General features: G+C 70.9%; 14 protein-coding genes and 3 pseudogenes. 2 read left to right on the forward strand and 15 right to left on the reverse strand.

Annotated features, from left to right (window positions below):
• Positions 1-185: 185 nt before the first annotated feature.
• Entirely contained in the window at positions 186-1,121 is a 936-nt protein-coding gene (trhO, locus tag QUE47_RS02265) for an oxygen-dependent tRNA uridine(34) hydroxylase TrhO (protein WP_286218393.1), read from the reverse strand.
• A gap of 67 nt (positions 1,122-1,188) precedes the next feature.
• Here trhO and QUE47_RS02270 point away from each other — a divergent pair, with 67 nt between their 5' ends.
• Entirely contained in the window at positions 1,189-1,584 is a 396-nt protein-coding gene (locus tag QUE47_RS02270) for a DUF5709 domain-containing protein (RefSeq protein ID WP_286218394.1), read from the forward strand.
• Positions 1,585-1,590: 6 nt separating this feature from the next.
• Here the strand turns inward: QUE47_RS02270 and truA are convergent, their stop codons facing one another.
• Positions 1,591-2,469 carry a tRNA pseudouridine(38-40) synthase TruA gene (truA, locus tag QUE47_RS02275; protein WP_286219362.1) on the reverse strand — a complete coding sequence of 293 codons (879 nt, stop codon included), beginning with the start codon at positions 2,467-2,469 and terminating at the stop codon, positions 1,591-1,593.
• 172 nt (positions 2,470-2,641) lie between these two features.
• Here truA and QUE47_RS02280 point away from each other — a divergent pair, with 172 nt between their 5' ends.
• Positions 2,642-3,403 (forward strand): ROK family protein, encoded by a 762-nt coding sequence (locus QUE47_RS02280; RefSeq protein WP_286218395.1) that lies wholly within the window; start codon positions 2,642-2,644, stop codon positions 3,401-3,403.
• A gap of 99 nt (positions 3,404-3,502) precedes the next feature.
• On the opposite strand, the pseudogene QUE47_RS02285 reads toward QUE47_RS02280, so the two are convergent.
• From QUE47_RS02285 to rpsE, 13 genes and pseudogenes are all read right to left on the reverse strand, one after another.
• Positions 3,503-4,219: pseudogene (locus tag QUE47_RS02285) on the reverse strand (alpha/beta fold hydrolase); the annotation flags it as partial.
• A gap of 17 nt (positions 4,220-4,236) precedes the next feature.
• The gene (gene rplQ, locus QUE47_RS02290) at positions 4,237-4,740 is read right to left on the reverse strand and encodes a 50S ribosomal protein L17 (protein ID WP_286218396.1); all 504 of its coding nucleotides are present in this window, start codon (positions 4,738-4,740) and stop codon (positions 4,237-4,239) included.
• A gap of 57 nt (positions 4,741-4,797) precedes the next feature.
• The gene (locus QUE47_RS02295; RefSeq protein ID WP_286218397.1) at positions 4,798-5,808 is read right to left on the reverse strand and encodes a DNA-directed RNA polymerase subunit alpha; all 1,011 of its coding nucleotides are present in this window, start codon (positions 5,806-5,808) and stop codon (positions 4,798-4,800) included.
• A gap of 139 nt (positions 5,809-5,947) precedes the next feature.
• A pseudogene (rpsK, locus tag QUE47_RS02300) lies at positions 5,948-6,350 on the reverse strand (30S ribosomal protein S11).
• Positions 6,351-6,420: 70 nt separating this feature from the next.
• Positions 6,421-6,795, reverse strand: a complete 375-nt coding sequence (gene rpsM / locus QUE47_RS02305; RefSeq protein WP_286218398.1) for a 30S ribosomal protein S13 — start codon at positions 6,793-6,795, stop codon at positions 6,421-6,423.
• A gap of 194 nt (positions 6,796-6,989) precedes the next feature.
• Positions 6,990-7,103 carry a 50S ribosomal protein L36 gene (gene rpmJ / locus QUE47_RS02310; protein WP_123307999.1) on the reverse strand — a complete coding sequence of 38 codons (114 nt, stop codon included), beginning with the start codon at positions 7,101-7,103 and terminating at the stop codon, positions 6,990-6,992.
• Positions 7,104-7,175: 72 nt separating this feature from the next.
• A complete protein-coding gene (gene infA / locus QUE47_RS02315; RefSeq protein WP_012877432.1) occupies positions 7,176-7,397 on the reverse strand; it encodes a translation initiation factor IF-1 in 222 nt (73 codons plus the stop codon).
• Positions 7,398-7,778: 381 nt separating this feature from the next.
• Positions 7,779-8,657: a type I methionyl aminopeptidase gene (gene map, locus QUE47_RS02320; protein ID WP_286218400.1), complete on the reverse strand. Its 879-nt coding sequence runs from the start codon at positions 8,655-8,657 to the stop codon at positions 7,779-7,781.
• A gap of 4 nt (positions 8,658-8,661) precedes the next feature.
• Entirely contained in the window at positions 8,662-9,240 is a 579-nt protein-coding gene (locus tag QUE47_RS02325; protein ID WP_286219363.1) for an adenylate kinase, read from the reverse strand.
• A gap of 17 nt (positions 9,241-9,257) precedes the next feature.
• The gene (gene secY, locus QUE47_RS02330; RefSeq protein ID WP_286218401.1) at positions 9,258-10,553 is read right to left on the reverse strand and encodes a preprotein translocase subunit SecY; all 1,296 of its coding nucleotides are present in this window, start codon (positions 10,551-10,553) and stop codon (positions 9,258-9,260) included.
• Positions 10,554-10,808: 255 nt separating this feature from the next.
• A complete protein-coding gene (rplO, locus tag QUE47_RS02335; protein WP_286218402.1) occupies positions 10,809-11,444 on the reverse strand; it encodes a 50S ribosomal protein L15 in 636 nt (211 codons plus the stop codon).
• A 2-nt stretch (positions 11,445-11,446) separates the two neighbouring features.
• On the reverse strand, positions 11,447-11,629 hold the full coding sequence (gene rpmD / locus QUE47_RS02340; protein WP_286218403.1) for a 50S ribosomal protein L30: 183 nt from the start codon (positions 11,627-11,629) through the stop codon (positions 11,447-11,449).
• Positions 11,629-12,308, reverse strand: a pseudogene (gene rpsE, locus QUE47_RS02345) (30S ribosomal protein S5). Before rpsE ends, rpmD begins: the two are co-directional and overlap by 1 nt.
• Positions 12,309-12,337: the final 29 nt, after the last annotated feature.

Genomic DNA, 12,337 nt, shown 5'->3' on the forward strand with positions numbered 1-12,337 from the left:
CGAGTGTCGTTGTCGATGCTCGATGAACCGGGCTTCGTCAGACAGCGAGTGGGAGAACACGCGTGACGTCGATCCCGAGCGGGAAGCACAACGGCTACCTACGATACCGGCGATGGGCGTCGCGGGTCAAAAGGGGACGCGTCACACCTGAGTCGCGCTCGAGCCTGGCTCGGATCCGGCCCGGGTCACGCGCGCGAGCCCGCCCAGGTGCGGGTGTCGCGCAGCGTCGCCGCGGGTCGGACGACGTGGCACGGGTCGCACTGCCGCCGCCGGTGGGCGTCGACGCAGCCCTCGCACACCAGCGTCAGGGTCGAGCACGACGGGTCCCCGCAGTTCTCGTAGAACGACGTCGGCGCGTCGCAGTCCGAGCAGCGACCGCGGGGCACGGCGTCCGGCGAGAGGTCGACGTGCCGCCGCTCGTCGAAGACGTAGAGCGAACCCTCCCAGAGGCCGGCGTCGGCCCGCGCCTCGCCGTAGCGGACGATCCCCCCGTCGAGCTGGTAGACCTCCGAGAACCCGCGGTCGACCATGAGCGCGGAGAGCACCTCGCACCGGACGCCGCCCGTGCAGTAGGTGACGACCGGACGGTCCTTGAGGTGGTCGTACCTGCCCGAGTCGAGCTCCCCGACGAAGTCGCGGGTGGTGGACACGTCGGGGACCACGGCGCCACGGAAGCGCCCGATCTCGGCCTCGAACGCGTTGCGGCCGTCGAAGAGGACCACCTCGTCGCCCCGGTCCGCGACGAGCGCGTCGAGCTCGGCGGGCCGCAGGCGCGTCCCGCCGCCGACGACACCGTGCTCGTCCACCCGCACCGCCGCCGGGTCCCCGAAGCTCACGAGCTCGGGGCGCACCTTGACCGACAGCCTCGGGAAGTCGCGCCCGGTGCCGTCGGACCACTTCACGTCGACGTCGGCGAAGCCCGGGTGCTCCCGCGTCTCCTTGACGTACTGCTTGAGCGCCTCGACCGTGCCCCCGAGCGTGGCGTTGATGCCGTGCTCGGCGACGACCACACGCCCGGTCAGGCCGTGCTCACGCGCCAGGGACCGCTGCCAGAGCCGGACCGCCTGCGGGTCCGGCAGCGGGGTGAAGGCGTAGAAGAGCACGATCTTGTGGACGGCCATGCGTCGATTTTACGAGGACGTCCCGGGTGCAGGTGCGGCCCGGGCCGCACGGTGCGACGGTGTGGTGATGAGCGAGCAGACACCGGCCACCAGCCCGGAACCGGAGCAGGCCAACGAGGGCGACACCAACCAGCTGTCCGCCGAGGACACGCTGGTCGACCGAGGCGTCAAGGACGCCCTCGACGAGGGGTACTCGCCGCCCGACCGGCCACGCTCGAACCACTACGGCGAGACCGCGTGGGAGGAGTCGCACCCCGAGTCGTTCGACCAGCGGCTCGCGCAGGAGGAGCCGGACGAGGACGAGTCCTCGCCCCGCCCCGACACGACGCGGGCGGGCAGGCTCGCCGAGAACTCGGACGCCGCGGAGGGCCGCCAGAACGACCTCTACGCGGACGACGCCGGGATCGACGGCGCGGGCGCGAGCGCCGAGGAGGCGTCCGTCCACATCGTCGACGAGATCTGAGCCGCCTCAGTCCTCGTCGACGTCCTCGTCCATGCGGCGCGCCCGCACCTGACGCGCCCGCGACGCGAGCTCGGCGTCCGGCGGGTAGTCCACCGCCTCGAGCACCAGCCCGTGCGCGGCAGCGCGCCCCGCGTCGCTCGTGCGTCGGCGTCCGCGCAGGTGCTCCGCGGGGAACTCCACCGGCCGGCGACCCTCGCCCACCGCGAGCGAGGCCCCGACGAGGGACCGGACCATGTTGTGGCAGAACGCGTCCGCGCTCACACGGGCGACGACGAGCCCGGCGTCGGCCCCCTCCTCGACCCGGCACCAGTCCATCCGGGTGAGCTCACGGATCGTGGTCGCCCCCGGCCGCGGGCGGCAGTACGCCGCGAAGTCCCGCAGCCCGAGCAGCGGCTGCATCGACGCGTGCATGGCGTCGACGTCGAGCCGGCGACGCGCCCAGAGCGTCCACCCCCGACGGAGGGGGTCACGCAGGTCCGGGTCGTCGACGATGCGGTAGGTGTAGTGCCGGTGCTGCGCCGAGAAGCGCGCGTCGAAGCCCGGTGGCGCCGGCTCCGCGGAACGGACCACGACGTCGTCCGGCAGCACGCCCGCGAGCCGGGCGACCATCGACTCCCCCGGCGCCCTGTCGGACCGCCCGGGCATGGCCTCCCACCGCTCGAGCGGCAGGTCGACGTGCACGACCTGGCCGCGGGCGTGGACCCCCGTGTCGGTGCGCCCCGCCACGGTGACGCGGGGGCGGCCCGGGCGGGAGATCCGGGCGATCCCCTCCTCGAGGACCCCCTGCACGGTCCGCAGGCCCGGCTGCACCGCCCACCCGGCGAACGCGCGGCCGTCGTAGGCGAGGTCGAGGCGCAGCCGCACGGTGTCGTGGGCGCCGTCCACGCCGCCGGCAGACCTGTGGGTCCCGCTGTGGTTCTCACCGTGGGTCTCGCCATGGGTCTCGCCATACGCCTGGCCGTTGGTCTGGTCGTCCGTCTCGAGCACCCGCCCACCGTATCGGCCGCCGGACGCCGTACAGGACCCCGGTGGCGGGGCCCGGGGCTACCGTGACCTCATGGCAGACGACCTGAGGACGCTCGCCGTCGACTGCGGCGGCGGCTCGATCAAGGCGAACGTGCTCGATGCGTCCGGCACCGCGCACGCCACCGCCGTCCGCGTACCGACGCCGTACCCGCTCCCGCCCGAGCGCCTCGTCGAGACCGTCGCCGAGGTCGCCGCCGGGCTGCCCGCGGCCGACCGCGTCACGGTCGGGCTGCCGGGCATGGTCCGGCACGGCGTCGTGGTCCACACGCCGCACTACATCACCCGGTCCGGCCCTCGCTCGCGCGTGGTCCCCGAGCTGCTCGACGCGTGGTCGTCCTTCGACGTCCGCGCCGCCGTCGCCGCCCGCTTGGGGATCCCCGCGCTCGTCCTGAACGACGCCGAGGTGCACGCCGCGGGCGTCGTCGCCGGCTCCGGCCTGGAGCTCGTCCTGACGCTCGGCACGGGACTCGGCTCCGCTCTCTTCGACGGCGGACGGCGCGCCCCGCACCTCGAGTGGTCGCACGCGCCGATCCGTCGCGGGACGACGTACGACGCGTACATCGGCGAGATCGAGCGTCGCCGCCTGGGCGACGGGCTCTGGTCCCGCCGGGTCGTCACCGTCGTCGAGGGGCTACGCCCCGTGTTCCGGTGGGACCGCCTCTACGTCGGGGGCGGGAACTCGCGCGCCATCACCCGCAACGCGCTCGACCGGCTGGGGGACGACGTCGTCGTGGTCCCGAACTCCGCGGCGCTCGTCGGCGGCGCCCGCGCCTGGGAGATGCCCGGCATCTGAGCCGCGCCCGGCGACCTCGTCGGCGGCCTCGAGCAGCACCCGAGCGAACGCCACCGGCGCGTCCAGGCTGACGAGGTGCTTGGCCCGCGGCACGACGACGAGCCGTGCGGCCCCTCCACCGCGCCGGGCCGCCGCGACGTAGGCACGCTCCTGGGTCCGGAAGTGGTCGAGCGCACCGTTGACGACCCACACGGGCGACCCCGCGTCCGCGAGCCGCGCCACCGTGTCGACCCGCGCCACCTCGTCCAGCACGTCGGTCATCACGTCGAGCGCGTACCCGCCGGCCGCGAGGTCCGCCCGCTGCGCCGTCGCGACCGTCGCCCGCACCATCGCCCGGTTCAGCAGGGCGCCCGAGTCGGGGCTCGCCTCGATCGCCCGGGCCGCGAGCCGCCAGAGGCCGCGCAGCGGCGACGTCGGGATCGTGCTGCAGCTCGCCGCGACGAGCCCCCGGGACTCCGCCGGGTACCGGCCACGGTGCTCGATCGCGACGTAGCCGCCCAGGGAGAGACCGACGACCAGGGCAGGGCCCGGACCGCCCACCGCCTCGGCGACGCCCTCGCGGACCTCCTCGACCGCGCCGTCCAGGGTGAACCGTTCACCGGCGCGACGACCGTGCCCGGGCAGGTCGACCGCCACCGGCCGGTGACCCGCCGCCCCCAGCGCGGCGACCTGGGCCCGCCACATGGTCGCGGACGTGCGAGCACCGTGGAGCAGGACCACCGGGACGCTCGTCACCGGAGCACCGTATCCGGACACAGCGAGGGCCCGCTCCGAGAGGTCGTCTCGGGGCGGGCCCTCGGTGAGCGCGGCCGGCATGGTGACCGGCCGTGCGCTCAGTCCTCCGTGGAGGAGCTCTTCTCGTCGGCCGCGGCAGGTGCCTCGTCGGCCGGCTTCTCGGCCGGAGCAGCCTTCGACGACGACTTCGCCGACTTCTCGGTGGCCTTGGTGGCCTCCTTGACGACGGCCTGCTTCGGGCTCACGGGCTCGGTCACGAGCTCGATGACCGCCATGGGCGCGTTGTCGCCCTTGCGGTTGCCGACCTTCGTGATGCGCGTGTAGCCGCCCTGGCGCTCGGCCATCGTCGGCGCGATGTCGACGAACAGGTGCTGGACGACGCCCTTGTCACGCACGACCGTCAGGACGCGACGACGCGCGCTCAGGTCTCCGCGCTTGGCGAACGTGATGAGCCGCTCGGCGAGCGGACGCAGGCGCTTGGCCTTCGTCTCGGTCGTCGTGATGCGGCCGTGCTCGAACAGCGCGGTGGCCAGGTTCGCGAGCATGAGGCGCTCGTGGGCCGGTCCGCCGCCGAGCCGGGGTCCCTTGGAGGGGGTAGGCATGGTGATGCTCCTTGAGGTGCAGGGTCCCGGGTGCGGCCGAACCGCCCCCGGACGTCGTCAGTAGGTCTGGTCGCCCGAGAAGGTCTCGTCGTCGGACTCGTAGTAGTCGGCCTTCGACGGGTCGAAGTCCAGCGGCGAGTCCTTGAGCGCGAGGCCGAGCTCGGCCAGCTTCTCCTTGACCTCCGTGATCGACTTCGCACCGAAGTTGCGGATGTCGAGGAGGTCGGCCTCGCTGCGAGCGACGAGCTCACCCACCTGGTGGATGCCCTCGCGCTTGAGGCAGTTGTACGAGCGGATCGTGAGGTTGAGCTCCTCGATCGGCAGCGCCAGGTCCGCCGCGAGCGCGGCGTCCGTGGGCGACGGCCCGATCTCGATGCCCTCGGCCTCGACGTTCAGCTCGCGGGCGAGCCCGAAGAGCTCGACCAGGGTCTTGCCGGCAGAGGCCAGCGCGTCGCGCGGGCTGATCGCCGACTTCGTCTCGACGTCGACGACGAGCTTGTCGAAGTCGGTGCGCTGCTCGACACGGGTCGCCTCGACCTTGTAGGTCACCTTGAGCACGGGCGAGTAGATCGAGTCGACCGGCACGCGGCCGATCTCGGCGTCGAACGACTTGTTCTGGCTCGCGGAGACGTAGCCGCGACCGCGCTCGACGGTCAGCTCGATCTCGAGACGACCGGCCTCGTTGAGCGTGGCGATCTCGAGGTCCGGGTTGTGGATCTCGACGCCGGCCGGCGGGACGATCTCCGCGGCGGTGACGACACCGGCACCCTGCTTGCGCAGGTACATCACGACGGGCTCGTCGTTCTCCGAGGAGACGACGAGGTTCTTGATGTTCAGGATGATCTCGGTGACGTCCTCCTTGACACCGGAGACGGTCGTGAACTCGTGGAGCACGCCGTCGATCCGGATGGAGGTGACCGCTGCGCCCGGGATGGAGGAGAGCAGCGTGCGACGCAGCGAGTTGCCGAGCGTGTACCCGAACCCGGGCTCGAGCGGCTCGATGGAGAACCGCGAACGGCTGTCCGAGATGACCTCTTCGGTCAGCGTGGGGCGCTGTGCGATGAGCACTGGTTTCGTTCCTCTCAGTGTGCGTCCGCTATTTGACGCATCACGGTGGTGCAGTCACGCCCGGGGTCTCGGTCCACCCGCGAACGTGCCGTGGCCGTCGCCCTCCCGCTACGGGGAGGACGACGGCGACGGAGGAGAATCAGACGCGGCGACGCTTCGGGGGCGGCAGCCGTTGTGCGCCTGGGGCGTGACGTCCGAGATCGAGCCGACCTCGAGGCCTGCACCCTGGAGCGAACGGATCGCGGTCTCGCGGCCGGAACCCGGCCCCTTGACGAACACGTCGACCTTCTTCACGCCGTGCTCGGCGGCCTTGCGGGCGGCGGCCTCAGCGGCCATGCCGGCGGCGTAGGGGTCGACTTGCGCGAGCCCTTGAAGCCGACGTCGCCGCCGGAGGCCCACGCGATCACAGCGCCCGAAGGGTCCGTGATCGAGACGATGGTGTTGTTGAACGTGCTCTTGATGTGCGCCTGGCCGAGCGGGACGTTCTTCTTGTCCTTGCGACGCGGCTTGCGGCCTGCGGCCGCACGAGTCTTGGGAGGCATTGCTGTGTTCTCTCCTGGTCTGAGGTCTTCGGACCGGGGCGGTCACTGGGGCCGCACCACGGACTGCTGCTTAGCGGGCCTTCTTCTTGCCGGCCACGGTGCGCTTCGGGCCCTTGCGGGTACGAGCGTTCGTCTTCGTGCGCTGACCGCGCACGGGGAGGCCGCGGCGGTGCCGGATGCCCTCGTAGCAGCCGATCTCGACCTTGCGGCGGATGTCGGCAGCGACCTCACGGCGGAGGTCACCCTCGAGCTTGAAGTTGCCCTCGAGGTGGTCGCGCAGTGCGACGAGCTCGGCGTCGCCGATGTCCTTCACGCGCAGGTTGGGGTCGATGCCCGTCGCCGCCAGCGTCTGCTGGGCGCGGGTACGGCCGACGCCGTAGATGTAGGTGAGCGCGATCTCGAGCCGCTTCTCGCGGGGGAGATCGACGCCGACAAGACGTGCCATGCCTTATGGCTCCTGTTGCTTCGTCCGGAGGTGTGGTGCACCGCCCTCCCGCTGCTTGCGGGCCCCGGCCTCCGGGCCGAGGGTTCCCCGTCCGCCCGGGGGCGGTCAGGTTCGTGGCTGTGCAGTTCGTGGTGGCGACCCGTAGGTCACCGGGTGATCAGGACGACGTCCCGCGCACCGCAGATCTCAGGGACTCAGCCCTGGCGCTGCTTGTGGCGCAGGTTGTCGCAGATCACCATGACGCGTCCGTTGCGACGGATGACCTTGCAGTTGTCGCAGATCTTCTTGACGCTGGGCTTGACCTTCATGAGGTTTCCTCCGCCGCCGTGCGCACGGCACGGTCTCCCGTGCCGACATCGACGGCGCTGATCGAGTGGTGGTTACTTGTAGCGGTAGACGATCCGGCCGCGGGACAGGTCGTACGGGCTCAGCTCCACCACGACCCGGTCCTCGGGGAGGATCCGGATGTAGTGCTGTCGCATCTTGCCCGAGATGTGCGCGAGCACCTTGTGACCGTTGGCCAGCTCCACGCGGAACATCGCGTTCGGCAGGGCCTCGATCACGCTGCCCTCGATCTCGATGACACCGTCCTTCTTCGCCATATCCTCCGCTAACTCTCGTCTGACTGCTGTCCCACGACCACGAGACCCCAGCGGGCTCCGTGTCGTGGATGTACGTGCGTGCCGGACCCGACGCGTGTGCCACGGCCCTGCCGGCCGAGGACCGGAGGATGCACGGAACGTCCGTCGGTGATCCGTGGACCACCTGGGACGTGTCGTGCCGTGGACGGATCGTCGAACGGACCACACCCAACGGACCATCTTACGCCATCAGGGAGGTTGTGAGAACCGGAGCCATGTCACACCCGTGTCGTGAGCTGAGGCGCGACCTGTGTCGTGAGCTGAGGCGCGACCTGTGCGGTGCGCCGTGCCGTCAGCTGTGACGTGAGCTGTGTCGTGTGCTGCCGCGCACGGCGCGGGGAGTCAGACGAGGGTGGCGACCCGGACACCCCGTGCCGCGAGCTCCTCGGCACCGCCGTCCCGCGCGGTCAGGACGAGCACGCCCTCCGGCAGGACCGCGACCGTGTGCTCCCAGTGCGCCGCACGCGACCCGTCGTCCGACACGACGGTCCAGTCGTCCTGCAGCACCCGCGTGCCGGCACTCCCCCGGGTCACCATCGGCTCGATCGCCACGCACAGCCCCGGCCGTACGCGAGGGCCGCGATGACCGCTGCGGAAGTTCAGCACGTCCGGCGGCTGATGCATCGCGGTGCCGATCCCGTGCCCCGTGTACTCGGTGACGATCCCGTACTCGACACCGTCGGCGGCGCCGTCCGCCACCACCGAGTCGTCGATGGCGTCCCCGACCTCGCCGAGCCGAGCCGCGCCGGCCAGGGCCGCGATGCCCGACCACATCGCCCGCTCCGTCGCAGCGACGAGCGCGAGGTCAGCGGTCGCGTCCGGAGCCGCGTCGGGTGGCGCCGCGTCGGGTGACGCCGCACCGTCGGCGCCGAGCACGAAGCTCAGCGCGGAGTCGCCGTGCCAGCCGTCGACGATCGCACCGCAGTCGACGGACACCAGGTCGCCGGCAGCCAGCACACGGTCGCCGGGGATGCCGTGCACGACCTCGTCGTTCACGGACACGCAGATCGTCGCCGGGAACCCCTGGTAGCCGAGGAAGGACGGCGTCGCGCCCGCGCGAGCGATCACGTCGGCCGCGACCGCGTCCAGGTCCAGGGTCGTCAGACCCGGGCGAGCCGCTGCGCGCACGGCGTCGAGCGCGTCGGCCACCACGAGCCCCGCCCGCCGCATCACGCGGAGGTCGGCGACGGACTTGAGCTCGATGCTCTCGCGGCCGAACATCCGGTCAGGACAGGTGCGGCTCGAGCGCAGCGCCGAGCCGCGAGGCGACCTCGTCGATCGCGCCGATCCCGTCGACCTGGACGAGCAGGTCGCGCGAGGCGTAGGCCGAGGTGAGCGGGGCCGTCTGCTCCGCGTAGATGTCGAGGCGACGGGCGATGGTCTCCTCGGTGTCGTCCTCGCGACCCTCGAGCTCGGCACGACGCGCGAGCCGCGCGAGGAGCTCGTCACGGTCGGCGGTGAGCTCGATCACGGCGTCGAGGGAGACCCCGAGGTCGCCGAGGATCGCGTCGAGCTCGGTCACCTGGGCCGCGTTGCGGGGGTAACCGTCGAGGATGAAGCCGCGGGAGACGTCGTCCGCCCCGAGCCGGTCACGCACCATGGCGTTGGTGACCGAGTCGGGGACGAGCTCGCCCTTCGCCGTGAAGCTCTGCGCGGTGCGCCCGAGCTCCGTACCGCCCTTGATGTTCGCGCGGAAGATGTCGCCGGTCGAGATCGCCGGGACGTCGAGACGCTCCGCCAGGAGCGCCGCCTGGGTGCCCTTGCCGGCACCCTGAGGTCCCATGATGACGAGCCGTGCGGTCACGGCGTCCGAGATGCTGCTCACCGCAGGAACCCTTCGTAGTGACGCTGCTGGAGCTGAGCGTCGATCTGCTTGATGGTCTCGAGCCCGACCCCGACCACGATGAGGATCGAGCTGCCGCCGAACGGGATGTTCGTCTCGACGCCGAGGCCGATGAGCACCATGGTCGGCAGCAGCGCGACGAGCGCGAGGTAGACCGAACCGGCGCTCGTGATGCGGGTGATCACGTAGTCGAGGTACTCGGCGGTCGGGCGCCCGGCACGGATGCCGGGGATGAAGCCGCCGTACTTCTTCATGTTGTCGGCGACCTCGTCCGGGTTGAACGTGATCGCGGTGTAGAAGAACGCGAAGAAGATGATCATCAGCGTGTACAGCACGATGTGCAGCGGCGCGCCCTGCGGCACGAGGTGACGGCTGATCCACACGACCCACCCGGCCGTCGGGTCACCGAACTGGGCGATGAGCCCCGGGACCGCGAGGATCGACGACGCGAAGATCACCGGGATGACGCCGGCCATGTTGATCTTGATCGGGATGTAGGTCGACGAGCCCCCGTACATCTTGCGGCCGACCATGCGCTTGGCGTACTGCACCGGGATGCGGCGCTGCGACTGCTCGACGAAGACCACGAGCCCGATCACCAGGATGATCACGATGATCACCAGGGCGAACTTGCCGATGCCGCCCGCGCCGGCGGCGATCGACCAGAGGGCCGTCGGGAAGCTGGCGGCGATCGACGTGAAGATCAGGAGCGACATGCCGTTGCCGATGCCGCGCTCGGAGATCAGCTCGCCCAGCCACATGATGAGGCCGGTACCGGCGGTCATGGTGATGACCATGATCGTCAGCGTGACGAAGCTGTCGTCCGGGATGACCTCGACGGCACAGGTCGGGAAGAGCAGACCGTTCCTGGCCGTCGTGATCACGGTCGTCGACTGCAGGATCGCGAGCGCGATGGTCAGGTAGCGCGTGTACTGCGTGAGCTTCGCGGTACCGGCCTGGCCCTCCTTGTGGAGCGCCTCGAAGTGTGGGATCACCACACGCAGGAGCTGCACGATGATGCTCGCGGTGATGTACGGCATGATCCCGAGCGCGAAGATCGAGAGCTGGAGGAGCGCACCACCGCTGAAGAGGTTGATCAGCCCGAGGAGGTCGTTCTGGTCCTGGGTCGCGATGCACTGCTGCACGTTCGGGTAGTCGACACCCGGCGTCGGGATGAACGAACCGACCCGGTAGATGACGATGATCGCGATGGTGAACAGCAGCTTGCGCCGCAGGTCGGGCGTCCGGAAAGCCCGGGCGAATGCGGTGAGCACCTATCCTCCTGGCCCGCGCTTGCGGGATTAGTGCGCCGGCGGGACCGACGGGACGTGACGATCGCGTGAGCGGGACGCCACGGGCACCTTAGCCCGTCCACCGCCGCGCACGGCAGCCGCTCTCGCGACCGGTCTGCGATTCTACGTGCTCCGCAGAGCACTCCTGACATCCGACGGCGGCCCCGGAGCTCCCGAGATCCCCGCCTACGACGACAGGGCCGGTGGCGCGTGTGCGCCACCGGCCCTGTCGGTCGATCAGTTCTCCGAGACGGAGCCACCGGCCGCGAGGATCTTCTCCTTCGCGGAACCCGAGTACGCGTCGACCGCGACCTCGAGCTTGACGGTGAGCTCACCCGCACCCAGCACCTTCACGAGCTGGCCCTTGCGGACCGCTCCCTTGGCGACCAGGTCCTCGACGGTGACGGAGCCACCCTCGGGGTAGAGCGCGGACAGCTTCTCCAGGTTCACGACCTGGAACTCCGTGCGGAACGGGTTCGTGAACCCGCGCAGCTTCGGGAGCCGCATGTGCAGCGGCATCTGTCCACCCTCGAACCGCTCGGGCACCTGGTAGCGGGCCTTCGTGCCCTTGGTGCCACGACCGGCGGTCTTGCCCTTCGACGCCTCACCACGACCCACGCGGGTCTTGGCCTTCTTGGCGCCGGGAGCCGGACGCAGGTGGTGCATCTTCAGCGTCTGCACGGACTCCTCGACCGGCTCGGCAGCAGGCTTCGCAGCCTTCGCCGGAGCCTTCTTGGCCGGGGCCTTCTTCGCCGGAGCCTTCGTCGAGTCCGCAGCGGCCGCCGCCTTGGCCGGAGCCTTCTTGGCGGGAGCCTTCTTCTTCGGAGCCTCGGTCGCGGTGACCTCGGCGTCCTTCTCGGCCTTCTCAGCCATGATCAGTCGACCTCCTCAACCGTGACGAGGTGCGCCACGGTCGCGACCATGCCACGAACCTCCGGGCGGTCCTCCTTCACGGCGCTGTCGCCGATCCGCTTGAGGCCCAGGGTGCGAAGCGTGTCGCGCTGGTTCTGCTTGCCGCCGATGGCGGACTTGGTCTGGGTCACCTTGAGACGAGCCATCACGCACCTGCCTCTGCTGCGACGGCCTTGCCCGCGGCCTGCGCACGCAACATGGCCGCGGGAGCGACCTGCTCGAGCGACAGCCCACGACGCGCGGCCACGGCCTCGGGCTGCTCCAGGTTACGGAGCGCCTCGACCGTCGCGTGGACGATGTTGATCGAGTTCGAGGACCCGAGCGACTTCGAGAGCACGTCGTGGATGCCCGCGCACTCGAGGACGGCGCGGACCGGACCGCCGGCGATCACACCGGTACCCGGTGCGGCCGGACGGAGGAAGACCACACCGGCCGCCGCCTCACCCTGGATGGGGTGAGGGATGGTGCCCTGGATGCGGGGGACGCGGAAGAAGTTCTTCTTGGCCTCCTCGACGCCCTTCGCGATCGCGGCGGGCACCTCCTTGGCCTTGCCGTAGCCGACGCCGACCTGACCGTCACCGTCGCCGACGACGACGAGAGCGGTGAAGCTGAAGCGACGACCACCCTTGACGACCTTCGACACGCGGTTGATCGTGACGACGCGCTCGACGAACTGGTTCTTGTCCGCGGCGTCGTTGCGGCCGCCGCGACGACCGTCGCCGCGCCCGCCGCCCTGGCCGCCGCGACCGCCCTGGCCACCGCGTCCGTTCGACTCGTTGGCGGCACCCTGGGGGCGCCGGTGCTGCTGCGCTGCCCTGCAGCCATCAGAGAATCCTTTGCTTCCGTGCGGGAAT

Origin of the sequence: Paraoerskovia sediminicola (genome assembly GCF_030296575.1) — a bacterium.
GTDB lineage: Bacteria > Actinomycetota > Actinomycetes > Actinomycetales > Cellulomonadaceae > Paraoerskovia > Paraoerskovia sediminicola.